This is a genomic window from Pediococcus acidilactici DSM 20284, assembly GCF_000146325.1.
GTDB classification, from domain to species: Bacteria; Bacillota; Bacilli; order Lactobacillales; family Lactobacillaceae; genus Pediococcus; species Pediococcus acidilactici.
On sequence record NZ_GL397067.1, the window covers coordinates 737,084 to 759,785 of the forward strand.

Annotated in this window: 25 protein-coding genes, 1 other RNA gene and 1 other annotated feature (1 of these 27 only partly in view); of the genes, 7 read left to right on the forward strand and 19 right to left on the reverse strand. The window is 42.3% G+C overall.

The features are described 5' to 3' along the window. Positions 1 to 125, reverse strand: a binding site (T-box leader) (it extends 85 nt beyond the left edge of the window). Positions 126 to 167: 42 nt separating this feature from the next. The 4 genes from tpx to ezrA form a co-directional block, all read right to left on the reverse strand. Beyond that, positions 168 to 659: a thiol peroxidase gene (gene tpx / locus HMPREF0623_RS03670; RefSeq protein WP_002832101.1), complete on the reverse strand. Its 492-nt coding sequence runs from the start codon at positions 657 to 659 to the stop codon at positions 168 to 170. 169 nt (positions 660 to 828) lie between these two features. Beyond that, positions 829 to 2,046 carry a tRNA uracil 4-sulfurtransferase ThiI gene (thiI, locus tag HMPREF0623_RS03675; protein WP_004166037.1) on the reverse strand — a complete coding sequence of 406 codons (1,218 nt, stop codon included), beginning with the start codon at positions 2,044 to 2,046 and terminating at the stop codon, positions 829 to 831. A gap of 12 nt (positions 2,047 to 2,058) precedes the next feature. Beyond that, on the reverse strand, positions 2,059 to 3,213 hold the full coding sequence (locus HMPREF0623_RS03680; protein ID WP_036671260.1) for a cysteine desulfurase family protein: 1,155 nt from the start codon (positions 3,211 to 3,213) through the stop codon (positions 2,059 to 2,061). A 235-nt stretch (positions 3,214 to 3,448) separates the two neighbouring features. After that, positions 3,449 to 5,158 carry a septation ring formation regulator EzrA gene (ezrA, locus tag HMPREF0623_RS03685; RefSeq protein WP_002832104.1) on the reverse strand — a complete coding sequence of 570 codons (1,710 nt, stop codon included), beginning with the start codon at positions 5,156 to 5,158 and terminating at the stop codon, positions 3,449 to 3,451. A gap of 163 nt (positions 5,159 to 5,321) precedes the next feature. Here ezrA and HMPREF0623_RS03690 point away from each other — a divergent pair, with 163 nt between their 5' ends. The 6 genes from HMPREF0623_RS03690 (at position 5,322) to HMPREF0623_RS03710 (ending at position 9,000) form a co-directional block, all read left to right on the forward strand. After that, positions 5,322 to 5,807, forward strand: a complete 486-nt coding sequence (locus HMPREF0623_RS03690) for a GAF domain-containing protein (RefSeq protein ID WP_002832105.1) — start codon at positions 5,322 to 5,324, stop codon at positions 5,805 to 5,807. A gap of 182 nt (positions 5,808 to 5,989) precedes the next feature. Next, entirely contained in the window at positions 5,990 to 6,598 is a 609-nt protein-coding gene (gene rpsD / locus HMPREF0623_RS03695; RefSeq protein ID WP_002832106.1) for a 30S ribosomal protein S4, read from the forward strand. A 57-nt stretch (positions 6,599 to 6,655) separates the two neighbouring features. Then, positions 6,656 to 7,933 (forward strand): replication-associated recombination protein A, encoded by a 1,278-nt coding sequence (locus HMPREF0623_RS03700; RefSeq protein WP_004166039.1) that lies wholly within the window; start codon positions 6,656 to 6,658, stop codon positions 7,931 to 7,933. A gap of 39 nt (positions 7,934 to 7,972) precedes the next feature. Then, positions 7,973 to 8,152, forward strand: a non-coding RNA gene (gene ssrS / locus HMPREF0623_RS09390) — 6S RNA. 134 nt (positions 8,153 to 8,286) lie between these two features. After that, on the forward strand, positions 8,287 to 8,478 hold the full coding sequence (locus HMPREF0623_RS03705; protein WP_226884809.1) for a hypothetical protein: 192 nt from the start codon (positions 8,287 to 8,289) through the stop codon (positions 8,476 to 8,478). A 66-nt stretch (positions 8,479 to 8,544) separates the two neighbouring features. After that, on the forward strand, positions 8,545 to 9,000 hold the full coding sequence (locus HMPREF0623_RS03710) for a universal stress protein (protein ID WP_004165450.1): 456 nt from the start codon (positions 8,545 to 8,547) through the stop codon (positions 8,998 to 9,000). Positions 9,001 to 9,299: 299 nt separating this feature from the next. Here HMPREF0623_RS03710 and HMPREF0623_RS03715 read toward each other — a convergent pair whose 3' ends face one another. The 3 genes from HMPREF0623_RS03715 to HMPREF0623_RS03725 form a co-directional block, all read right to left on the reverse strand. Then, positions 9,300 to 9,863: a DNA-3-methyladenine glycosylase I gene (locus HMPREF0623_RS03715; protein ID WP_004166041.1), complete on the reverse strand. Its 564-nt coding sequence runs from the start codon at positions 9,861 to 9,863 to the stop codon at positions 9,300 to 9,302. A 47-nt stretch (positions 9,864 to 9,910) separates the two neighbouring features. Then, positions 9,911 to 10,966, reverse strand: coding sequence for a D-alanine--D-alanine ligase family protein (locus tag HMPREF0623_RS03720; protein WP_002832116.1), 1,056 nt, complete (start codon positions 10,964 to 10,966; stop codon positions 9,911 to 9,913). 127 nt (positions 10,967 to 11,093) lie between these two features. Further along, positions 11,094 to 12,068 (reverse strand): DUF2785 domain-containing protein, encoded by a 975-nt coding sequence (locus tag HMPREF0623_RS03725; protein WP_004166043.1) that lies wholly within the window; start codon positions 12,066 to 12,068, stop codon positions 11,094 to 11,096. A 178-nt stretch (positions 12,069 to 12,246) separates the two neighbouring features. Between HMPREF0623_RS03725 and HMPREF0623_RS03730 the strand changes: the two genes are divergently transcribed. After that, the gene (locus HMPREF0623_RS03730; protein WP_002832119.1) at positions 12,247 to 13,671 is read left to right on the forward strand and encodes an APC family permease; all 1,425 of its coding nucleotides are present in this window, start codon (positions 12,247 to 12,249) and stop codon (positions 13,669 to 13,671) included. Positions 13,672 to 13,985: 314 nt separating this feature from the next. Here the strand turns inward: HMPREF0623_RS03730 and HMPREF0623_RS03735 are convergent, their stop codons facing one another. The 12 genes from HMPREF0623_RS03735 to HMPREF0623_RS03790 all read right to left on the reverse strand — a co-directional run bounded on the left by HMPREF0623_RS03735 (position 13,986) and on the right by HMPREF0623_RS03790 (position 22,697). Further along, entirely contained in the window at positions 13,986 to 14,750 is a 765-nt protein-coding gene (locus HMPREF0623_RS03735; protein WP_004166045.1) for a DUF975 family protein, read from the reverse strand. A gap of 7 nt (positions 14,751 to 14,757) precedes the next feature. Beyond that, positions 14,758 to 15,546 (reverse strand): ABC transporter, encoded by a 789-nt coding sequence (locus tag HMPREF0623_RS03740; RefSeq protein ID WP_002832121.1) that lies wholly within the window; start codon positions 15,544 to 15,546, stop codon positions 14,758 to 14,760. Beyond that, positions 15,539 to 16,405: an ATP-binding cassette domain-containing protein gene (locus tag HMPREF0623_RS03745; RefSeq protein ID WP_002832122.1), complete on the reverse strand. Its 867-nt coding sequence runs from the start codon at positions 16,403 to 16,405 to the stop codon at positions 15,539 to 15,541. The genes HMPREF0623_RS03740 and HMPREF0623_RS03745 overlap by 8 nt, the downstream gene beginning before the upstream one ends. Next, on the reverse strand, positions 16,402 to 16,773 hold the full coding sequence (locus HMPREF0623_RS03750) for a GntR family transcriptional regulator (RefSeq protein ID WP_002832123.1): 372 nt from the start codon (positions 16,771 to 16,773) through the stop codon (positions 16,402 to 16,404). The genes HMPREF0623_RS03745 and HMPREF0623_RS03750 overlap by 4 nt, the downstream gene beginning before the upstream one ends. A 383-nt stretch (positions 16,774 to 17,156) precedes the next feature. Continuing rightward, entirely contained in the window at positions 17,157 to 17,972 is an 816-nt protein-coding gene (locus HMPREF0623_RS03755) for a MetQ/NlpA family ABC transporter substrate-binding protein (protein ID WP_002832124.1), read from the reverse strand. 10 nt (positions 17,973 to 17,982) lie between these two features. Next, positions 17,983 to 18,663, reverse strand: coding sequence for a methionine ABC transporter permease (locus HMPREF0623_RS03760; protein ID WP_002832125.1), 681 nt, complete (start codon positions 18,661 to 18,663; stop codon positions 17,983 to 17,985). Further along, positions 18,653 to 19,690, reverse strand: a complete 1,038-nt coding sequence (locus HMPREF0623_RS03765; protein ID WP_004165454.1) for a methionine ABC transporter ATP-binding protein — start codon at positions 19,688 to 19,690, stop codon at positions 18,653 to 18,655. The genes HMPREF0623_RS03760 and HMPREF0623_RS03765 overlap by 11 nt, the downstream gene beginning before the upstream one ends. Positions 19,691 to 20,117: 427 nt before the next feature. Continuing rightward, complete coding sequence (locus HMPREF0623_RS03770) at positions 20,118 to 21,332, reverse strand: FtsW/RodA/SpoVE family cell cycle protein (protein WP_002832129.1); 1,215 nt, start codon at positions 21,330 to 21,332, stop codon at positions 20,118 to 20,120. A gap of 15 nt (positions 21,333 to 21,347) precedes the next feature. After that, positions 21,348 to 21,569, reverse strand: coding sequence for a DUF2969 domain-containing protein (locus tag HMPREF0623_RS03775; RefSeq protein WP_002832131.1), 222 nt, complete (start codon positions 21,567 to 21,569; stop codon positions 21,348 to 21,350). A gap of 8 nt (positions 21,570 to 21,577) precedes the next feature. Next, complete coding sequence (yidD, locus tag HMPREF0623_RS03780) at positions 21,578 to 21,835, reverse strand: membrane protein insertion efficiency factor YidD (protein ID WP_002832133.1); 258 nt, start codon at positions 21,833 to 21,835, stop codon at positions 21,578 to 21,580. A gap of 13 nt (positions 21,836 to 21,848) precedes the next feature. Next, complete coding sequence (locus HMPREF0623_RS03785; RefSeq protein ID WP_002832135.1) at positions 21,849 to 22,070, reverse strand: DUF1146 family protein; 222 nt, start codon at positions 22,068 to 22,070, stop codon at positions 21,849 to 21,851. A gap of 207 nt (positions 22,071 to 22,277) precedes the next feature. After that, positions 22,278 to 22,697: a F0F1 ATP synthase subunit epsilon gene (locus HMPREF0623_RS03790; RefSeq protein ID WP_002832137.1), complete on the reverse strand. Its 420-nt coding sequence runs from the start codon at positions 22,695 to 22,697 to the stop codon at positions 22,278 to 22,280. Positions 22,698 to 22,702: the final 5 nt, after the last annotated feature.

A 22,702-nucleotide genomic window follows, 5' to 3' on the forward strand; every position in this document is an offset into this window, starting at 1 on the left:
CTTTAAGTTCTGTGCCTTAAAGATTGGTTCATAAGCAACCCGATCTTCCGTGTTTAGAGACTTGCAGCCCCGTCCCCTCTCTGAAAAACACTGATGGAAAATCTCCTCTTAATCATCACCGTCAAAAATAATAATAAAGAATAAATCTTGGTACGTCAATTAAGTTTTTACATTTGTTTAATTACTTCTAGCGCAGCTTCGTAGTTTGGCTCAGAATGTAATTCAGGAACGATTTCCCGGTAAACGATTTTACCAGATGCATCAGCAATGAAAATACTCCGTGCTAAGTAACCAGCATTCGGAATGTATAATTTCATTTCATAACCAAACGACAATTCGTGATCTGAAAGAACTTCTAGGTTATTAACCCCTTCGGCAGCACACCAATTTGCTTGATCTTGCGGTAAATTATTAGAAATCGTGACAAACCGAACTTCCGGATAGTTATCCGCCTGCTGGTTAAAGGCCTTTGTTTGAATGCTGCAAACTCGCGTATTCAAATCAGGCACCACGCTTAATAACAACGGTTTGCCAAGTAAATCACGTGTTTTTACTTTCGCGCCCTTTGCCGTAAAGACTTTAAACTTTGGTAGTTGGTCGCCCACTTCTGGCGGGTTACCAACTAGTTCAACCTTTTGTCCACCACGTAATATTTCCATGACCTTACGCTCCTTTATTCTAACGACTAGTCAAAATGGATTGTTCTCCACTAACTTTGTCAGATAACTTAATTAGCCAACTAATCGAGGACTAAATTTCTCAATATCCACCGATATTTACGTTAACCTTATCCCAAAACACCCCAAATAGCAACTAATCAATTTAAGCTTAAAGAAGTTCTGCAAAAACTTCTTCATTCTGGTTCAAAAATTCTTCGCCAGCGTGGATGTTAGTAACTTGCACTCCGTCAAGAGCACGCTTCATCAAGCCTTCCACGTCAATCTTACTTTCGTAATAGCGGGCTTTTTCTAAATCCGGACGCGTCTTTGGAGCTGGCGGAGCGAAAATGGTACAACAGTCCTCAAATGGCATAATTGATAAATCGTAGGTATCAATTTCCTTGGCAATTTCAATGATTTCGTTTTTATCCATCGAAACTACCGGTCGGATAATTGGCATGGTAGTTACGTCGTTTATCGCCATCATGCTTTCCATTGTTTGAGAAGCCACTTGGCCGAGCGACTCGCCGTTAAAAATAGCTAAGCCACCCCGCTTTTGTGCTAACGCCACGGTCAAACGAAGCATCATCCGCCGTTGGATCGTCATTAAGTAACCTTCCGGACACTTCTCCTTAATGGTTTCTTGAATTTCAGCAAACGGAACTTGCAAAAACTGAACGTTCCCGGAGTAAGCAGCTAATTTACCGCTTAGCTCCTTAGCTTTTGCAAGGGCTTGTTCACTCGTGTATGGCGGGCTAAAGAAATGAACCATTTCCATCTCAACGCCCCGTTTCATACCTAGATATGCGGCAACTGGCGAATCAATCCCCCCAGAAAGCATCATCATTCCCTTACCAGCCGTTCCCACTGGCAAGCCGCCAGCTCCATTAATCACTTCGCTAGTTAGGAAGATTCCGTTTGAACGAATCTCCACTCGTAAAGTGATGTCAGGATTCTTCATTTTAACCTGACTTTCGGGAAAGTTTTCTAAAATGAATCCGCCTAGTTCCCGGTTCATCGTATCGGTATTGATGGGGAAGTCCTTATCTGAACGACGGGTGTTAATCTTAAAAGTCATCTGGGGCTTTAACTGTTCTTTCATCATTGCTAGCGCGCCTTCTTGAACAGCTTCCATTGATTTTTCAACTTTTAACATTGGTGATAAATTTTGAATTCCAAAAACCCGTTTCAAGCGGGCAATTACTGCCGCACTGCTCGCCCCGTTTAAAGTAACGTGGGTGCGGTCCCGATTAGGGTGGACCACCACTTGTTCAAAGTCTTTTAAACTTTTACGAATGTTACCGCCTAAGCGGGCAATAAAATCTTTTCGGTTTTTTCCCTTTGTAGATAGCTCGCCGTAGCGAACCATAATTTCCGTATATTCCATAAAAACTCCTATCTAAGCATTTTGATTAATTTTAGAAAAGTCTTGGTACAACTGGTCGAAAACTTTATTAAAGTGTTCAGCTTCTTCCATAGTGTTAGCACTGTCTAAACTGACCCGCACCGCACTAGTGGAAATCTGTTGATCAACGTTCATGGCCGTCAAGGTACTAGAAGCTTGTTGTTTTTTAGAAGAGCAAGCACTTGTCGTCGAGATGTAAATGTCGTGGCTTTCAAACGCGTGAACAATTGTTTCCCCTCGGACTCCCTTAATCGCAAAGCACAGGATGTGGGGCGCAAAACCAGCATCACATTTCGAAAAGGCGACTACTTTGTCAAAGCTAGTGACGTGATCATAAATAGCCTGTTTTACTTGAGCTTGGTGCGCAACTTTTTGCTTTTCGTCAGTTAGTAACAACCGCAAAGCCTTGGCCATCGCTGCAATTGCTGGTAAATTTTCGGTACCGCTGCGTAAATTCTTTTCTTGTCCGCCACCAGTCATTAACGGCGCAATTCGCCGACCTTGCCGCGCGTAGATAAAGCCAACGCCTCGCGGAGCGTGGAATTTATGTCCCGAGAAAGTGACAAAGTCTACCCGGTCGTTCATGATGGCCGATTGAATTCCCTTACCGATTCCTTGGACTGCATCCACATGAAAATGAATTTTAGGGTAATCCTTCAACACTTCGGCAACTTCGGTGAGCGGTTGTACCGTACCAATTTCATTGTTAACCGCCATGATTGAAACCAAAATTGTATCTGGCCGAATCGCATCCTTCAAATCTTGGATACTAATCCGCCCTTCGTCATCTACGGGTAAATAAGTAACGTCAAAGCCGAGTTGCTCTAATTGAGCCATCGTATTTTGGACCGCCGGATGTTCCACCGTAGTGGTAATCAGGTGTTTTCCGTAAGCACGTTTTTCGATTGCCGTTCCCTTAATCACCCAGTTGTCGCCTTCCGTACCTCCGCTGGTAAAGAAGATCTCGTGTGGCTGCACGTTTAACAAGTCCGCAATTTGTTTACGTGATTGTTCAAGCAAATTAAACGCAGTTTCACCCATGTTGTGTAAACTAGAGGGGTTTCCCCAAATCTGATTGCTAACCTTTTGGTAAGTTTCTAAGACTGTTTTATCAACTTGCGTAGTTGCACTATTGTCAAAGTAAATCATTTTCCTCATCCCTAACTTAAAATCCCGCTTAATCACATTCCATTATTCTACTTACAAATGGGAAGCGTGTCAAAATTTTACCATTTTCAAAACCAGTTAAAATTCTACCTAATTTTGAAAAAAATTCCATCCCCATTACATAAAACAGAGGCCGAGAAAAAATTTCCCAGCCTCCGTTGCCGCTTTTTAATTGTGGAACCTTGATCCCTATATCAGTTAACCTAATATTTCTAGATTAATATTCCGTTTTCTTTTGTTGGTAGTAGTTTTCCGTAATGTTCTCGATTGCTCCCGGTTCAACCTTGTCCAACGCCTTCGAAATTACTGAAAGGCTTTCGTTGTAACGGTGGTCTTTATCAAAAAGCTTTTGCGCTTGTTGACTGGCTGCCGCAACCTCTTCATCAGTATGCCGGTAACGGTTAGCGTATTGGATGGCCGCCTCACTAATTGCAGCATCATCGGTTAAATCAGAAGTCTTCTTAATCAAGGTTTGGATGTCGGTGCTAACCATGTCTAATTCGCGGTTAATCATCCCCATATTGATCCGGACTTGATTCATATCACTGCCAACTTTTTCGATTTCGTCGCTAACCACAAAGAAGTAATCCATGTAGCCTTCTGGAATACCAGGTAAGTTGAGCGTTTCGACGTGCCGTTTAATGTTATGAATTTCATTGTCGTATTGTTGCAAACGCGTCCGTGCGTCCTTTTCACTATCGACCATTTCCTGTAATTCACTATTCAAGGCTGCCTGCCGGTCTTCAATTTCAGTTAGCTGTTCATTTTCTTCCTTTAGCCGTTCTACGATTTCGGAATAAACCACCGGTTGGTTAGTAATGCGTTCCGTGTCCCGGTCGTGTTCATTGCGAATGTCGTTTAATTGGCCCTCTAGAACTTGACCAAGGTTTAGCTGATCATCGTTTAAAACGTAGCTTTGGTCTAGCCGAGCAATTTCAGAAAGGAGCACTTTATTTTGTTTTTCAGCATGATCAAGGAATCGAGTAATTACGTTGAAGTTGTGCTCTACAGATTTACGAGCGTCAATTTCGGTTTGTAAAATGTCATATAATTCATCAATTCGAATTTCAATCGCCTTGTTATTAGCTCGCACAGCATCCAGCCGTAAATTGCTAAGGGTTTCTAAATTATCATTAATCTTGGCTTTAATTGCCTTGATTTCGTCCTTAACCGTGTCATTTTCAAAAGCGTAGTTATGATTAATTAACTGGTCATAGCCATCGCGAACTTCTTCGATTTGTGAAGGAAATAAGTTGGTTAATTCATCGTATAACGAAGGAATTGCCTTAATTTCTGCTTCAATTTCAGAAGTGCTTGCCTTTAATTTCTTAAGCTGACCTTCGGCTTTTTCGTGATCCCCAGCATCCACGGTCTGGTTAAACGTATCGAAATCGTCGTTTAACCGGGATAACTTTTCTTCAAGCAAATCAATGCTTGGTCCCAGAGATAGGTTTTGGTCAAGCAGTTGCTTGCCAATCTCTTGGTACTTCATCCGGAGGACCTTAACCGCATCACGTTGTTCTTGATCAATTCGTTGGATATTATCCAATTGGTCATTCAAACGCTTGGTTTCTTCTTCAATCGCATCGAGAGTCTCACTAACCGTCGTAATATCTTTCCGCGCCTCAAATATCTTCATATCATTAATATTTTGACGTGAATGGTTAGCGATATCTTCAACTTCGGGCAAGCGGTGATCAATGATTTCTTGGTAGTCATTGCGGATGTTATCTAAGCCGACCGCAGACGATCCGGTTAAGTTCATTGAAGATACTTCCATTAACTTCTGGCGGATCGGTGATTCGCTAATATCCGCCTTGCGGTTTAACAGTTCATCGACCTGTTTTAGTAAATAACGTTGATATGCAACAATCCCGAGGTAAACTAAAATCGCTACCACGATGACTGAAATCAATACTATGATCATATCTAAAATCCCATCCTTCTTGCTTCACTCAATTCCTTTATGAAAAACTTGCTTTTTAAGATTCTTCAATTTAGAATTTAATCCATTATAAATTATAGCATACCCTATCTACTGTTAAAGCAGTGATTTTAATTAAACTACTTAAAATTAGGAAGTGACCACCATGTCCAAGACAATTGCTCCAATTATCATTGACCAAATTGACGCCCTTTTAACTGACGAACCACACCCGATTGCTAACCTAGCTAACGCAGCGGCGTTGTTGTATAGCGAAATTAGCGACCTCAACTGGGCAGGTTTCTACCTATACGATGCTAATGCTGACGAACTCATCTTAGGTCCCTTCCAAGGCAAAGTTGCCTGCATGCATATTCAAAACGGCCGCGGCGTTTGTGGCACCGCTCTAAAACAGCAAAGTACTTTGCGCGTTGCTAACGTTCACGAATTTCCAGACCACATTGCTTGCGATAGTGCATCTAACTCTGAAATTGTAATTCCTTTAATGGTAGAAAAGCAACCAATAGGCGTTTTAGATATTGATTCGCCTAGTTTAAACCGGTTCAGCGCAACGGATGAACAGGTTCTTAATGATTTTGTTGCTACTTTAATGAAACACATTGACAAGTCCGTTTTGCGTGCGTTAAACTAGCTAGAGTGTAAAATAATGCAGCGGTGGGCGGTAAGCTCGTCAACAGATTGTTGCCTTTTTAAATGGTTAATTAGTACCCTTAGCGGCTGCAAAGGTGAAAATTACAGAGCAATCTGCACGAATACTAAACCCACATTTGTTTATTTTACTCCAACAAAAATAATTTATTGGAGGATTTTTTAATGTCTAGATATACAGGTCCAAGTTGGAAAGTTTCTCGTCGTCTTGGTATTTCATTGTCAGGTACTGGTAAGGAATTGGCTCGCCGTCCTTACGCACCTGGTGACCACGGTCAAAACAACCGTCGTAAGATTTCTGAATACGGTATGCAACTTCGCGAAAAGCAAAAGTTACGGATGATGTACGGTTTAACTGAACGTCAATTCGCAAACCTTTTTGATCGTGCTAGCAAGATGCGCGAAGGTGTTCCAGGTACTAACTTCATGATCTTACTTGAACGTCGTTTGGACAACATGGTTTACCGTTTAGGTTTGGCAACTACTCGTCGTCAAGCTCGTCAATTAGTAAACCACGGCCACATCACTGTGGATGGCAAGCGCGTTGATATTCCATCATATGAAGTTGAAATTGGTCAAGTAATCGGCGTTCGTGAAAAATCAAAAGATCTTAAGATCATTAACGAAGCTGTTGAAGCAGTCGTTGGACGTCCTCAATTCGTTCAATTCGATGCTGACAAGCTTGAAGGTTCACTTGTTCGCCTTCCAGAACGTGACGAGCTTGAAGCAGAAATCGACGACTCACTTATCGTTGAATACTACAACAAGCTATAATAGGAAAACGGCTACGGCCGTTTTTTTATTTACTTTCATTTATTTTGAGGAGGAAAAATGCAACCATTAGCATATCGGATGCGTCCCCGAACCCTTGAAGAAGTGGTTGGGCAAAAGCACTTAGTTGGCCCGGGAAAAATCATTAGCCGAATGGTCAAGGCCAAACGGTTATCTTCCATGATTTTATACGGTCCCCCTGGAACCGGAAAGACTAGTATCGCTAGTGCGATTGCTGGTTCAACCAAATACGCGTTTCGCATGTTAAATGCAGCTACGGATTCTAAAAAACAACTCCAGATTGTTGCCGAAGAAGCTAAAATGAGCGGGACGGTCGTCCTCTTGCTCGATGAAATTCATCGACTAGACAAGACTAAGCAGGACTTTTTGCTTCCCCACTTGGAAAGCGGGCAGATTATTTTAATTGGGGCCACTACGGAAAATCCATACATTAATATCAACCCGGCGATTCGTAGTCGTACTCAAATTTTTGAGGTTAAGCCCCTTACTCCCGCTGACATTAAGGAAGCCGTTGAAATGGCACTCCAGGATTCTCAACGTGGGTTGGGTGACCTTCCCCTCCAAATGGATGAAAACGCGTTGCAATTTGTTAGCAAAGCAACCGGGGGCGATCTCCGCAGCGCCTTAAACGCGGTAGAATTGGCCGCTCGTTCCACCTCACCAAGTGACGACGATAAAATCCACCTCACTTTGGAAATTCTTCAGGAATGTCTCCAAAAACGGGCACTCACCCAGGATAAGGACGGAGACGCCCATTACGACGTGATTTCAGCGTTTCAAAAATCAATTCGGGGCAGCGATACGGATGCCGCGCTGCATTACATGGCCCGTTTATTAGAAAGCGGTGACTTAAAGAGCGTAATTCGCCGTCTGCTTGTAATCGCTTATGAAGACATAGGTCTTGCAAATCCTCCCGTATGTCAACGAACGGTCGCTGCGGTTACCGCGGCCGAACACATTGGCTTACCCGAAGCCCGGATTCCCCTTGCTAACGCCGTAATTGAATTATGTGTTTCTCCCAAATCAAATGCTGCAATTACGGCAATTGATAACGCACTCGGTGACATTCGCGATGGCAAAATCGGTGAAGTCCCTGATCACCTGCGTGATGCCCACTATCAAGGAGCAAAAGCATTGGGTCGGGGAACCGACTATCTTTACCCGCATAATTATCAAAACGACTGGGTTCCCCAGCAATATTTGCCTGATCAATTAAAGAATGCTACCTACCTTGAGGCTAAGGGAAATAGTCCTTTTGAATCTAAAATTTACGAACAGTACCAAAACCTGAAAAAATCACAAAAATCAGGACTTTAATATTGTCTTTTAGGTAAAAATTATAGTACTATGAATGTGAAGAAACCGAGGCATGCGAGAGGATTGGTTTCATATTCTTCCAACAAACATCTAACCGGGAACCCGGATCGTACGTGAATTGTAGGCTCGTAAGCGAGAAACGTGCAGCGTAGGTATGGGTACCCACCTTGCCTTTTGGGTTAGATCCTGGCCAATCTGAACGGTGTCGTTAGTTCTTCCCCCACGTTAGGTGGGGCTTTTTTTATATCATGAAAGTAGGTTATTTTATGTTAATACCAGGCTTAATGGTTATTTTTTCACTTATTATTTTTTACATCGGCAATTATTTATATCGCCATCAGCACCGAGATTTTATGTTATTTAAACCAACTTCTAATTCACTTTTAAGCAGTAGTCTACGAATTATCGGTATTTTACTTATGATCGTTAGCATGCTGACTTTAATTGCGGGAATTAGTAGCAGTACTCCCCTAATTGTGGCTGGGTTGGTACTTGGAATTGTGTCAACCACGGGCACGCTGCTATTTTTATTAAAATTTTTATAGCAAATTCCTTTTTATTTTCTAATTTTTAACGTACAATTAGTGTAAATAGATAGGGGTGGTTATGTTATGGCTCAACAATACAAGCATATTCTCGTGCCAGTAGATGGTTCTAAGGAAGCAGAATTAGCCTTTCGCAAGGCGGTCGCGGTAGCTAAACGTAATGATGGAGCTGAATTGCATCTCCTTCACGTAATTGATACCCGTGCCTTTCAAAATATTTCTAACTTTGACAACGCAATGGTGGAACAAGTTACGGAAACTGCCAAAAAGACGTTAGACCGTTACGTTGAGGAAGCTAAAAACGATGGTTTAGAAAACATCGCCTATTCAATCGAATACGGTACGCCAAAAGCAGTGATTTCTCAGGACGTCCCCAAAGAATTGCACACGGACTTAATCATGATCGGTGCGACCGGTTTGAATGCTGTTGAACGCTTATTAATCGGTTCAGTAACCGAATACGTCACCCGGACAGCAACTTGCGACGTGTTAGTTGTTCGTACTAGTCTAGAAAACAACTAAATTGTTAGTATAGAGTAACTAAAAGTCGAGCTTTTTACGCAACTAACGCTGGAAACTCATCAAATTGATAAATTAAAGCGGCTGGAAAAAATTAAACAACTTTTCAAGGATGCAAAGGTCCTCGAAAAGTTGTTTTGGTGATTTGACTTCAATAGAGCCAAAAGTCAGTTTGTTCCGCTTAACCAAAAATTGACCATGATGCCAAATTTAGGCATCATGGTCAATTTTCAGTTAATGCTCGCAAACTACCAACTTTTGTCCCACTCTCTTTTTAATTTTCCAACTTAAGGATTAATTACCTAATTCCACTTTTGATAATACTCGCAGTTGACCCAGTGCCCGTTAAGTAATCCTGCATCTTGTAGAAAAAAGCTGACGTTTCGGGGACCAACAAATTCAAACCCCTGCGCCTTCATTTCCTGGCAAACTCGTTTAGCAACCGGATGCTGAACCAGCACCTTTGTGTTAGTCCGTTGCTGTAAGTCTAGGGGAACGAAACCTACTTGTGCCCATAACCAGTCGCTGAAGGATTGCTTATGCTGGGCCATTTGCTGGATTATCCGCGCATTATGGATTACTGAGCGAACCTTACGTTCATTTTTAATCATCAGTGGGTCTTGTAAAAGCTGTTGGATCTTAGCTTCTGAATACCGGCTGACCGCCTCAATTTGCCAGTCGTCCATTACAGGCGCCATCTCAGGAAGTTTAGCTAACACCATTTGCATTTTGAGCCCGGATTGAAAAACCTGACGAGTTAAACTTTCAAATAGCGCTTGGTCAGTAAACACGGGCCTTCCCCAAACTTGATCATGATACTTTTTTAATACTGGGCTAACCGTGGCCCATTGACAACTTTCTCGCATAAAAAAACCTCCTTTAGATGTAGTTACTCTAAGGGAGGTTTCTTTATTTATTTTTCTGCTTCTTGATAAAGTTTTTGCTTGCCTAGAATGATGCTTTCACAGAGGTCCTCATAACTGATTCCCGCTGCTTCTGCCTCTTGTGGCAATAGTGATAGCGGCGTCATGCCCGGTAAGTTATTTGCTTCGATTACGTAAACTCCCTGGTCATTAACCAAGAAATCCACCCGGCCATAGTTAGTCATTCCCAATACCTTCATGGTTTTTACCGCAACCCGCTTCATTTCGTCATGGACTTCTTCATCGATGTCCGGTGGCGTGATAAATTGGGTTGTTGTACCAGTCTTAAACTTATGCTCGTAGTCATACCAACCATCGTTAACCACAATTTCAATTGCGGGCATGGCTTGTTCATTAACTACCCCAAGCGAAAATTCCCGGCCAGTAATGAACTCTTCCACAATGATTTCATCGTCAAATCGGTAAGCATCACGTAACGAATCAGCCAATTCTTCTTCGTCGTGAACAATCATCGTTCCTACACTAGATCCCCCGCTATTAGGTTTAACCACTACTGGAAAACCAAAATCTAACTGAGGATGAATTCCGTCTTCTTCATGGAGAACCACAAAGCGCGCCGTCTTAATATCGTTATAAAGCATAATTTCCTTTGAAATCGCCTTATCCATTGCAATTCCCGATGCTAAAGTTCCGCTTCCCGTATACTTAATATCGTTCAGGTCTAAAACAGCTTGTACCTTACCATTTTCGCCATCACCACCGTGTAATGCGAGAAAAACAAAGTCGGCAGCCCGGAGGATTTCCAAAACATTTTTCCCAAATAATCCAACCGTGCCATCCGTCCGAAGTTTTTCGATATCAGCATCCGTTAAAACGTCCGTCTGAATTTCGTAGTCCGAATCCGTATTACTAGTCTCAAAAACATCTTCAACAGTCTGCCCTTCTTGTAGATCATATCCCAAGAATAGGTCGATCATCGTTGCCTCATGGCCTTTAGCACGCAAAGCATCGGTGATTTTTGAACCAGAGGAAAGTGAAACGTTTCGTTCCGTACTCTTTCCACCAGCAAGCACTGCAATTTTCATTTTTTTCACCTCATGTGTAAGATAATTACAAACTTCAGTTTGCTCCGCCAATTATCAAACGTTTTTTGAAACTCAAGTATACCACAAAACAACTTCAAGAATGAGATGAAAATTAAAAATATCACGCTTAAATTGTAAAATCATTCGAATCTTCTAAATATTCCACCACTGCCTTAGCCATGTTGGAGTTTAGCATCATGGCTTGTAGTAATCGCTGCCGGTTAAAAATCGCATTCCACATTGCTTGGGTTTCCCGGACTTGGGTTGATGCCAGGGCGCGACGCCATTCGCGAAGTTCGATTAATAAAAACTGCTGGTAGACGTCATCTTCCAATAATTGATCAGCAAAATAAACCGCTAAACGCGTTGGTTCACCGTATATTAAAGGGGTGGTGAGTCGGCGGAATTTTTCAATGACCGTTGCCATTAATAAAATTTTATCAGCGCGTAACAGTTCTTCATCACTAGCTAGCTCATCCAAAACGTTGCCAATGTGGGTATATGCGTGGACCCATCCTTGGTTAGCCACAAATCCCCTAGTATCATTTTCCAACATTATATATATGGCTAGTTGCTCGACTAGCTTATTTTTTCGCGCATGGTCGATAAACGCTGCCCCGGCTCGGTCAATATAAATTAACGATGCCAGCATCATCACTGCAAAGGAACGCAAAAAGGCTGCGTCATTTTCTTTTTCATTGATGTGTGCAAATAACACTTGGTCGCTAGTTAGTCGATCAAACGTCCGCACCATCTGCGCCTTAGTTAAAACTTGGTTTTGAATAAGATCGTTAAAAAGGTAAAAAACCCCCTTATCCCGAATAATTGGGTTGGGCGATCCCAAATGTTGCAACATTAAGTCTAAATCAGCGTCACTAAGCTCTTCTAGTTTTCCCTTCCCCAAGGCTGCCCGAATTCGCTGGAGCAACTCTTCAATGCCGTCCTGATCATCAGGCAATGCCACTGGTTTAACCGCTTGATTCTCGTTAGCAGCGTCAATAATTGCCCCTACCGAACGACCTAAAGAGGCAAAAATTTTGCCCTGTTGCAGCCTAACGCGTAATTGTCTTAGCTTCTGGCGGGTCGTTTCGATTGCATCCATTTTTTCGTACTCCTCTTCTTTTTACTACTTTGATTCTAACACTTTCCATAACCTACACGAAGAAACTTGCCGTTACGATTTCCTACAAAAACTTTCCTTAAATTAACATCAGATTAAAAAATGATGATAATTTATGGTATGATATTTAAATCAGATACTTTTACGAGGGGGAAAGCTGATGAGTTCATTCATTAAAAAGTTTATTCATAAAGAGGATCCTTCCCAATACGAAGATAAGGACGCCAACCTGGTGCGCACGTTGACTGTCAAAGATTTTCTATCTTTAGGGGTGGGAACCATTGTTTCGACCACTATTTTTACACTACCTGGAGTGGTGGCTGCGGAACACGCTGGTCCGGCGGTAGTTCTATCATTTCTAGCTGCAGCGGTAGTTGCTGGTTTAGTAGCCTTTGCTTACGCTGAAATGGCTTCGGCAATGCCGTTCGCCGGTTCGGCATATTCCTGGATCAACGTAATTTTTGGGGAAGGCTTTGGTTGGATTGCTGGCTGGGCTCTTCTAGCCGAGTATTTCATCGCAGTAGCCTTTGTAGCTTCCGGGCTTTCGGCTAATTTCCGGGGGTTAATTTCTACGGTAGGCTTAAAACTGCCGGCTGCCCTAGCCAATCCCCTAGGAACCAACGGCGGCATCATTGACATTGTCGCCTTGATTGTCATCCTACTGGTTGCCATTCTACTAGCCTGTGGAACTTCTGAGGCCGCACGGATCGAAAACGCCCTCGTGGTATTAAAGGTTTTGGCCATTATTTTATTTATCATCGTAGGCGTTACTTCGGTTCATTTATCTAATTACGTTCCCTTTATTCCACATCCGCGCGTGTTACCCGACGGTAGTCATTTTGGCGGCTGGAGCGGAATTTACGCTGGAGTTTCGATGATTTTCTTATCCTACATTGGTTTTGATTCGATCGCTGCCAACGCTGGTGAAGCTAAGGATCCCCAAAAAACGATGCCGCGTGGGATTTTGGGATCCCTAGCAATTGCGGTAACCCTTTTTGTGGCGGTTGCCCTTGTGCTAGTCGGGATGTTTCATTACTCTAATTACGCAAATAATGCGGAACCGGTCGGCTGGGCATTACGCACTGCCGGACATCCTGCAGTAGCTAGCTTAGTACAAGCAATCGCGGTAATCGGAATGTTTACCGCCCTGATTGGAATGATGATGGCTGGTTCCCGGTTGCTGTATTCATTTGGCCGGGACGGCATGCTGCCTAAGTGGCTTGGTAAATTAAATCGTCATCAATTGCCTAACCAAGCGTTGCTATTTTTAACCGTCACCGGAATTATTATTGGGTCGCTGTTCCCGTTTGCCTTTTTGGCACAATTAATTTCAGCAGGGACGTTAATTGCCTTCATGTTTGTTACGTTAGGAATTTACGCCCTTCGTCCGCGTGAAGGAAAGGATATCGCGGTGCCAAGCTTCAAGATGCCATTTTACCCAGTTTTACCTGCGTTAGCCTTTTTAGGAACGTTGGCAGTGTTCTGGGGACTAGATTACCAAGCTAAGTTGTACTCGTTGATCTGGTTTGCAATTGGCTTGGTAGTATACTTGGCATACGGGGCGAGAAATTCGAGGATTAAATAAAGAGAACGGAAGCCACCGGGTAATCTTCGAGGATTAAATTAATCGAATGATTGGGGCTAAACGGAAAAGATTGGTGGCTGGAGTTCATTTCAACCATATTGCAGAGAATACTAAAAGGACTAACCACGAAATTCGTGGTTAGTCCTTTAATTTAGTTAACCGGAAGAAGCTAGGTTGCACAGTTCATTTCAACTCCGCAACAAGCAACCACACTTAACAAACCAAAAAATTCCTTCTACGATTGGAACCCTTGAGGCGCTCCCGTTCTTAGAAGGAATTTTTAATATTTTTAGATAGCAAGTTTTATCTTAGCTTTATGCAAAAATTTCTGGCACCACTTGCTTACCCCGTTTTTCAACTAAATCTTCGTAAAAGGCGGTGTACACTCCGTTACGGTACGGAATGTACCATAGGAAGCCAATTCCAAAGGTTAATACGCTTAGGATAAACCAGCCCAACAACGATAATTGAAGCAGTAAGAAGCGAGCTTTGTAGCCGTTCATCAAGCGACGACTAAACGTAATAAAGGTGACAAATTCAAATTGGTCCGTCAATTGCCGTTCTTGTGCGTCCTTGTACAGCAAATACGACTGCGAATAAGAGTAAAACTTAATAATCGCGGGAATTAAGAACAAAAAGGACCACAGCGTTAAGAAAATAAACTCAAATAAAAAGATGGCCAACGTGGACGTAAAGTATTTCCGAGTAAACGTTTGAAATGGCGCTCCCCACGAAGGAATCCGGGTCCGATTGCGCAACCAATCTAACGTACCGTATTGAATTCCTACCATAAAGAAGGTCGCGATTGCCATTGATAGAAAATCACGCGCCATCCCCGTTCCGGAATATGCAGAATTAACACTCGCTGCTTGATCATAATTTGTAGCCTGACGCAACGCCGCTGGGTCAGTTTGGGTAAATACTACTACGGCAATCCCAATAAAAGTCATAATCATAAAACTAGTAAACGCGGCACTTATAATTGGTAAGATATTGGCTTTAATGGCCGCCATCCAATTTCCTTGATACGTATCCAAAGTACGTTTCTTTAGTGCTTTAATACTTGTAAAATCATTCATTAAACGGCTATTCTCCTCGTTTCAGTCTTAAGCGCACGTTTAACCATCGCGAAATTGCTAAACATGCTAACATTAATACTAACATAATTATGGAAGGAACTACCGGGTTAAGATGCCCCATTGGCCCTGTATCACCCATAACAAATCTAATGAAATTATCAATTCTTTCCCACGTAATTACTTTTTCACTAACCATTCGTCCAATAATCGTGAAAATAACAATCAGCACTAGCGGAATCCCCACTAGGATTGCCCGCTGCTGCCGCCGGTTAAGCAGTGCAAAGAGTGCTCCTAACATCATTCCACCCGCTGCCACTAGGAGCAGAAAAATTAAGTTAGTTAGAATCATTGAAAGGATGTTGAGGACGCCATTCTTATAAAAATGTCCGTAAAGTGACCAGTAAAAGGAAACATTCTTGCTCTGGTCACCCATTAAGGAAAGCATGTTAGCTAATAAGCCATAAATAATGGCTACCCCAGCTAAAACTAAGAGCGAAATTAATTTAGCAATCCACCCCGTTCGCCGAGAAACCCCATTTTGGATTAAAAATGCAAATCGTTCGTAAGTTAGGAAACCACAATAAAATATCAGCACGAGGTTAACGAAAATTGCGCCAAACGATAGCGTCGTTAATTGGGCCCCAATTGTCTCGGCAGTTCCCGTAAAGCCTTTGCCAATTACGTGAATAATCGTTGGCACCCCCAGCATTAACCCGATAATCCACGCGTACGCGATTAGCACGAGGCGTAAATAATTGCTTAAATCATATTTAACCACCGCCGCAATTTTATTCATGAGTTTCTCCCCCATTTGTTAAATTAATAAAAAGCGTCTGTAAATCCATTGGATCGATATTGATCTCATCTGGAATCGGTCGATCATTTAGTGGCCCATACACGTAATTAGCCTTAATCCGTGCTAGTCGATCACTGCCAATGACGTTTAACCCCGCGGTGTACTGATCAACTGCTTGAACAGGCCCGCTGATGGTGTATGCGTTCGCCAAGACCGTTTCCGTTTCGTCGTCAACCACGATCCGCCCCTGGTCCATAACCATTACGTGCTCAATTAATTTGGCAAATTCTTCAATTAAATGAGTAGCAATCACAAAAGTTCGGGGCTTTTCCGCGTAACTTTCTACTAATGCATTGTAAAAAAGTTCCCGGTGGTTAGCATCCAAACCTAAAACTGGTTCATCTAAAAAAACATACTCAGCCGGGACAGATAGCGCCACGATTAACTTGGTAATCGTTCGGTATCCCGTAGAGAGATGGTGAAAAAGCATGGACTCTTTTAGACCGAATTGTTTACTCAACGAATGTGCCAACTCACTATCAAAGCTACCATAAAAATTGGCAGACCATTTAAAAATGTCCTTAACCCGAATATTTTTGGGATAAAGATCCACTTCGCTCATTAAGAATAGCTTTCCCAGTTGCCGATCATTATCACCAATCAATTCGTTATCCAGCTTAATTTCGCCTTCATCGGGCCTAATTCGGTTAACCAGCAAATTCAAAAGCGTACTTTTTCCAGCCCCGTTTCGCCCTAGTAAACCGTATATCTTGTTCGGTTCTAGAGTTAATCCAATTCCATTTAAAACTAAGTGGTGGTCAAAAGTTTTCGTTACTTGCCTTACTTCGATACCTTTCATAACGATTGATACCCCTGTTCAATTAATTTTTTTAACTCTGTTTCGGTGATGTTTAAGCGAATCGCTTCCTTAACGACGCCCACCACGTACTTTTGGTAAAAATTCTGTTGCCGGTCTAAAGTAATTTGTTTACTCGCCCCGGGCACCACAAACATGCCGACTCCCCGATGTTTTTCTAAGAGGTTCCGCGCTACCAACTGGTTCATTCCTTTTAAAACCGTTGCCGGATTGATGTGAAACTCCTTAGAAATTTCCGTTGTTGAGGGGATTTGTTCTCCTTCTTTAAAACCGCCCGTGAAAATTGCATCTTCGATTTGTTGGGCGACTTGGAGATAGATTGGTTCGCTGCTATTAAAGTTAAAATGCATAAAATCCACCTTCAAATTATATTATTTACTAACCTAATTACTCACGTAACTAACTATATGGGTTCTCAGCCTAAAAGTCAATTGCCGCCCATCGTCTAAACAATTAATTCCCTTACGAGTTGGTCCTTTTTCCATAAAAAAGAGTGGGACCAAAGTCGGGTAGTTTGTGAGCATTAACCGAAAATTGACCATTATGCAAAATTCAAGCATAATGGTCAATTTTTGGTTAAGCGGAACCAACTGACTTTTGACACACGTTTTGGCTCTATTAAAGTCAAAAAACTAAAACCACTTTTTAAAGACCCTTTCATCTTTGAAAAGCATTTTTTAGTTTTGTCCCACTATCCTTACTAGCATTTAGTCATAGCAATGGAAAAGTTCTCCTATTCAACAGGAGCAACCGCACCCTTGAAATGTTTTTTAATCCATTTCTGAGTTGACTTGGACTTTAATTCCTTCATGAGTTTTTTAATGGCTGGCCGATTTTTTTCATCCGGCCGAATAGCAACAATATTACTATAAGGAGAGGCGGAGTTTTCCGTTGCAATCGCGTCCTTTTGTGGATTTAAATGCGCTTGCACCGCATAATTAGAATTAATTACTTCCGCACTGCCCTGTTTATTTTTAAGCAGCTGGGGCATAATTTTTGGTTCGTAACCCGTCTTAAATTGCAATTGCTTAGGATTCTTTGCGATGTCACTAAATTTTGCCTTGGTTAGGTCGGTACCCTTCTTTAAGGTAATTAATCCGGCATCCCGAAAAATTTGTAGCACCCGGCCATAATCCGAAACGTTATTGCTAACCAAAATTTTAGCATGCTTAGGCAATTCCTTTAAAGAATTATATTTTTTAGAATAAACCGCAATCGGCTCCAAGTGGACCGCCCCAGCGCTCACCAAGTGCCCGTGATTCTTTTCATTCCATTCTTTTAAAAAGGGGCCATGTTGAAAATAGTTGGCATCAATGTTGCCGCTCGCGAGGGCTTTATTAGGTAAAACGTAATCCTGAAAAGTTTTGATATCTAATTCGACACCCTCTTTTTTTAATGCGGGTTGGATATGTTTTAGAATTTCCGTGTGGGGAACCGCCGAAGCACCAATCGTGATTTTTTGAGTATTCGCGGATTTTTTTCCGCACCCTGCTAAAAGCAAGATGATTGCTAAGCCACTAACTAAAAAAATTAATTTATTTCTTTTCATTTAACCACTCCTAAACTAACCGCTTATCGATTTTCTTAACTAACCAATCGCCAGTCCACTGTAATGCAAAAACAAAAAGTACGATCAAAACGGTGGCAACTAAGATAATGGCTCCGTTATATTGCAAAAAACCATTATTGTAAGCCAACGCACCCAGACCGCCGGCCCCGATTGCCCCCGCCATAGCGGTGTATCCCACTAACGAAATGGCGGTAACCGTTAAGCCGGAAACTAGCGCAGGCATGCTTTCCGGAAGCAATACTTTGAAAATGATGGTCGATTTTTTGGCACCCATGGCGGCAGCGGCTTCCAAAACTCCGGAATCAATTTCTCGAAATGCAATTTCCACCAATCGCCCAAAAAATGGTGCCGCGGCTAAAATCAGCGATGGCAACGCCGCGGTTGGCCCCACAATGGTATGCACCAACACGTTAGTTACCGGGATTAAAATTACAATCAAAATAATATATGGAATCGAGCGAAATACGTTTACCAAGAAGGATACCAGCCAATTGATTAGGCGAATCCCCCAATTTTTACTATTTCGGGTTTCAAAAAGCAGTAGGCCGATTAGTAGTCCCAAGACAGCAGTAAAAATGACCGCCACCAGCGTTACCCAAATCGTTTCCCAAGTTGCTTGACCCATTTCATTCCAATCTACGGTACTAAAGTCTAAGATACTACTGTTCATCACTAACTACCTCCGTTTCCACCCTTAACTTACGTAGAAAACTTACCGCGCCATCCAACTGACTTTGGGGCCCGGTTAATTGCACATACAAGCTTCCAATTGAACCTTCCTGAGTCTGCTTGATATTTCCCGCGATGATGTTTAGCGCCACCTCTGGAAATTCATGAACCATTTCAGAAACGATTGGCAATTTAGCTTGATCACCGTGGAAAGTTAACCGCACCACCCGTCCGTTTGGATTCTGGTCAACTAATTCATCCAAAATTATTTCGGTATCTTGCGGAGTTGGATCGGTTTCTGCGGTAATAAATCGTTTGGTTAATGCTTGCTGTGGGTGTTTAAAAACGTCTAATACCGCTCCATCTTCAATGATTTTTCCGCCGTCGAGAACCGCCACTTGGTCACAAATTTTACGGATTACGTGCATTTCATGAGTAATCAAGACAATTGTAATTTTTCGCTTACGCTTAATTTCTAATAACAAATCTAAAACTTCATCCGTAGTTTCGGGGTCTAGTGCACTAGTTGCCTCGTCTGATAAAAGAATTTCCGGGTCGTTCGCCAACGCACGGGCGATGCCCACCCGTTGTTTTTGTCCGCCAGACAGCTCACTAGGGTAACGATCTTCCTTTCCAGTAAGCCCCACTAGTTCGATTAGTTCACGTACTTTTTGCTCCCGTTGCGGGCGACTAACTCCCGCAATTTCTAGCGGAAACATGATGTTAGCCTTTACCGTTCGGGACCATAATAGGTTAAAATGCTGGAAAATCATCCCAATTTTATGCCGCTGTTGCGCTAGTGCCGCGCCCGTTAGTTGATTAATGACCACATCATTGATTTTAACTTCACCCGTGGTCGGCTTTTCTAGTCCGTTTAACATCCGGATCAAAGTTGTTTTTCCCGCACCGGAATAACCAATGATGCCAAAAATTTGACCATTTGGAATCGCTAAATTAACATCCTCAATTGCGGTTACTGGCCCCGTCTTGGTCGAGAAAGTTTTGGACACGTTCTTAAATTCAATCATTTCAGTTCCTCCTTCAAACAAAAAAACTTCCGTCCGAGAATAATGACTAAGCACCATTCCCAAGGACGAAAGTTTATCGCGTTACCACCTTGTTTTTCCACCCTCCTCACGAAGGGCAGACTCTGCGGGTCCATCAACCCGTGCGCTATATTGGGCGCTCCCATGATTTGCTAGCACCGGGCTCACAAATCGCTGAAAATAACCAAAGACCATCTTCGATAACGTTCTCGTTCCTTTTTCACCACCCAAGGACTCTCTAAGCGTAGAACCGTAATCTACTCATCTTTTTTTAGTAATTTGTTAATACGCTAAAGTATACCTTCCAATATCAAGCCTTGTCAACAACTAAATCACTAAAAAAGAACCCTTCCGGTGAAGTACCTCAGTGCGAGCACTTCCCCCGGTGCGGATTCTTTCAATGGCTTAATTAAAAATCGGCGTTTTCTTCGATGCTTGCCTTACTATACGAATAGTAATGGTAGCGCATCGACATTATCAATCCAATTCCAATCATGTTTCCAATTAACGCGGAACCACCGGCACTAACAAATGGTAGTGGGATCCCGGTCAACGGCAAAAGTCCGATATTCATTCCGATGTTTTCAAAAACGTGGAATAAAATCATCATGATGACTCCGGTAGCTACGTAAGCGTAAAACTCGTTTTTGGTGTCAAAAATTACTTGTAAAATTTTGTAAATCAATAAAAAGTACAAACCAATCAGAACAATACTTCCAATGAATCCAAAGTTTTCGCCAATTACGGAAAAAATCATATCGGATTCCCGGACCGGCACGTTAACGTTAGAGACGTTGAAGCCCTTGCCAAATAATTGACCCGAACCAATCGCCTTCATGCTTTGCCAAAGTTGATATCCGGAATTGGTAGTATCCGAAGACGGATGCAACCAGTTATCTACCCGAGCAAATTGGTAACTTTCAAAGCCGATCTTTTGCAATAGGGCTTGCCCCCAAGGAAGCGCCACTAACATAAGCGTCGTACTACCTAAAACTACCATTCCTACGAAGGATGGGATTAAGATCCGCCAGGTTACCCCAGAAACAACTACCAGCCCAATAAAGATTGCAATAAACACCAACATGGTTCCAAAGTCATGCTGAAGCAGCAACAGGATTGGAATCGGCAAAGTCCAAAGGGCCATGGTTCCAATTAACCGCCAATCTGATTGAATTGTACGATTTTTTACCCGGTGGTTATAAACCGTAATCACCCGCGCCATCATCAAAATGTACGCAGGCTTCATTACCTCGGACGGCTGAAAGGTAAAGCCCCCAAAGGCAAACCAACTCTTAGCTCCGGTATTTGCGGCGTACGAGCGACTGTACAAGAAGAGCACCAGGATGAGCAAAACGATCCCTGCTCCGTACGCAATTGGTGCTAACCACCAAAGCTGGTCTGCATCAAATTGCATAAGTACCACCACGATGCCGACTCCCAAAAGGTACCAAATTAGTTGGGAGAACACTTGGCGAAATACGCTGGTAGCACTAGTATCGTGCGTAGCAGCTACATAGATCGATGCTAGCCCAATAATGGCCAACATAAGTACCGGAAAGATAATTCCATAGTCAATGCGAGAGCTGTCGTCTTTACGCGCTACTCGAGAATCATTTCTTTCCATCGAAGTAGCTCCTTTCTATAGCGAATGTAAATTAAATTCAGCGATAATCCACTGAATCCCCTCATCAATTGATTTTACTCGCATTTCTCCGCTTTGGTTGGAAGCTACCCAATTCTTATCATTTACTTGAGATATTTGTCCAATCATCCGTTGGTTAACGTAAACTTCGTTAACCGTAGTACCGTTATTGTTAGTTTCTTTGACTTCAATAGCAAACTTTTTTTCTTTTCGTGACATTTTAACTCCTATTTTCTTTCTGCACTATTTTTTGAATTTCTTTTTAAAGAAAATTGATCAGGCACGGGGTCGTAACCACCCCGTACGAACGGATTACACCGCAGAATCCGGGCAATTCCCATTAAAGTGCCCTGCAACGCACCAAAGCGCTTGAGCGCCCCCACCATGTAATTAGAACACGTTGGATAGTAACGGCACGAAGGGGGAAATAAAGGTGAGATCACCCTTTGATATCCGCGAACCAGCATTAATAAGAAGCTCTTCATTATCGCTAACCTTCTAACGCACTAAAAAAGTTAAGTTCTGAATTGCCGTAATCAAACCTAAGAAAAAACTAGCAACGGTGTAGCCTAACGCAATTGAAAGCAAAACAATTAACATTTTTGCCTGACTTTCAAACCGGCCCATAAACTTATGAAACGGAATTGCTTGAATACACCAAAAAGCCAGTAAAATAAAGAATAAATAACTAATTAACGTAATTATGGCTTGAATTCCCAATCGCTTTCCCTCCAAAATTCATACATATAGTATTGTACCAGAAAATTAAGCTAAGAATAACTTTTTACTCACAAAAACAGTGGTTAATTCGCTCCGCAATTCTGCTCAATTTGTGAAAATTTACCGGCCCATTCCCAAAAAAAACGTTCAGTTGTGAGGAAAAATTCCTCATAAACTGAACGTTATCAATAATAATATTAACTAGCTTTAATGTTTTGAAACGTTGATTCGGTTAATCGCCCGCCGCAAATGAATTTGCGCACGCCGAAGCTCGCTATTATCGTGAGCTTGTTGTGCTTTACGGATCGTTGCCTCAGCACGTTTCTTAGCACTTTCAGCTCGCGCTACGTCAATGTCAGCTTGATTTTCAGCAGTATCCGCAACAATCGTTGCCGTGTTATCTGAAAACTCAACAAAACCACCGTTCACCGCCACTACATCTTCAGCTTTGTCATGCTTAATGCGCACTTCGTCAATCGCTAAAGTTGCAATTACTGGAACGTGATTAGGTAAGATTCCCAATTCACCTTCTCTGGTATTGACTACCAGCATAGTAACTTGGTCATCATTATAAATCTGACCATCAGGAGTAACAATACTAACTGTTAATACTGAATTTTCAGCCAATTAGA

Excerpts from the sequence above, each read along its gene's own strand:
- HMPREF0623_RS03735 (WP_004166045.1), bottom strand. The coding sequence starts at position 14,750 with ATGAATGATTTTACAAGTATTAAAGCACTAAAGAAACGTACTTTGGAT.
- yidD (WP_002832133.1), bottom strand. The coding sequence starts at position 21,835 with ATGAAGAGCTTCTTATTAATGCTGGTTCGCGGATATCAAAGGGTGATC.
- HMPREF0623_RS03730 (WP_002832119.1), top strand. The coding sequence starts at position 12,247 with ATGAGTTCATTCATTAAAAAGTTTATTCATAAAGAGGATCCTTCCCAA.
- HMPREF0623_RS03770 (WP_002832129.1), bottom strand. The coding sequence starts at position 21,332 with ATGGAAAGAAATGATTCTCGAGTAGCGCGTAAAGACGACAGCTCTCGC.
- HMPREF0623_RS03720 (WP_002832116.1), bottom strand. The coding sequence starts at position 10,966 with ATGAAAATTGCAGTGCTTGCTGGTGGAAAGAGTACGGAACGAAACGTT.
- HMPREF0623_RS03760 (WP_002832125.1), bottom strand. The coding sequence starts at position 18,663 with ATGAACAGTAGTATCTTAGACTTTAGTACCGTAGATTGGAATGAAATG.
- HMPREF0623_RS03700 (WP_004166039.1), top strand. The coding sequence starts at position 6,656 with ATGCAACCATTAGCATATCGGATGCGTCCCCGAACCCTTGAAGAAGTG.
- HMPREF0623_RS03715 (WP_004166041.1), bottom strand. The coding sequence starts at position 9,863 with ATGCGAGAAAGTTGTCAATGGGCCACGGTTAGCCCAGTATTAAAAAAG.
- HMPREF0623_RS03690 (WP_002832105.1), top strand. The coding sequence starts at position 5,322 with ATGTCCAAGACAATTGCTCCAATTATCATTGACCAAATTGACGCCCTT.
- HMPREF0623_RS03710 (WP_004165450.1), top strand. The coding sequence starts at position 8,545 with ATGGCTCAACAATACAAGCATATTCTCGTGCCAGTAGATGGTTCTAAG.
- HMPREF0623_RS03755 (WP_002832124.1), bottom strand. The coding sequence starts at position 17,972 with ATGAAAAGAAATAAATTAATTTTTTTAGTTAGTGGCTTAGCAATCATC.
- ezrA (WP_002832104.1), bottom strand. The coding sequence starts at position 5,158 with ATGATCATAGTATTGATTTCAGTCATCGTGGTAGCGATTTTAGTTTAC.
- HMPREF0623_RS03725 (WP_004166043.1), bottom strand. The coding sequence starts at position 12,068 with ATGGATGCAATCGAAACGACCCGCCAGAAGCTAAGACAATTACGCGTT.
- HMPREF0623_RS03750 (WP_002832123.1), bottom strand. The coding sequence starts at position 16,773 with ATGCATTTTAACTTTAATAGCAGCGAACCAATCTATCTCCAAGTCGCC.
- HMPREF0623_RS03775 (WP_002832131.1), bottom strand. The coding sequence starts at position 21,569 with ATGTCACGAAAAGAAAAAAAGTTTGCTATTGAAGTCAAAGAAACTAAC.
- HMPREF0623_RS03765 (WP_004165454.1), bottom strand. The coding sequence starts at position 19,690 with ATGATTGAATTTAAGAACGTGTCCAAAACTTTCTCGACCAAGACGGGG.
- HMPREF0623_RS03680 (WP_036671260.1), bottom strand. The coding sequence starts at position 3,213 with ATGATTTACTTTGACAATAGTGCAACTACGCAAGTTGATAAAACAGTC.
- HMPREF0623_RS03705 (WP_226884809.1), top strand. The coding sequence starts at position 8,287 with ATGTTATTTAAACCAACTTCTAATTCACTTTTAAGCAGTAGTCTACGA.
- HMPREF0623_RS03740 (WP_002832121.1), bottom strand. The coding sequence starts at position 15,546 with ATGAATAAAATTGCGGCGGTGGTTAAATATGATTTAAGCAATTATTTA.
- thiI (WP_004166037.1), bottom strand. The coding sequence starts at position 2,046 with ATGGAATATACGGAAATTATGGTTCGCTACGGCGAGCTATCTACAAAG.
- HMPREF0623_RS03745 (WP_002832122.1), bottom strand. The coding sequence starts at position 16,405 with ATGAAAGGTATCGAAGTAAGGCAAGTAACGAAAACTTTTGACCACCAC.
- rpsD (WP_002832106.1), top strand. The coding sequence starts at position 5,990 with ATGTCTAGATATACAGGTCCAAGTTGGAAAGTTTCTCGTCGTCTTGGT.
- tpx (WP_002832101.1), bottom strand. The coding sequence starts at position 659 with ATGGAAATATTACGTGGTGGACAAAAGGTTGAACTAGTTGGTAACCCG.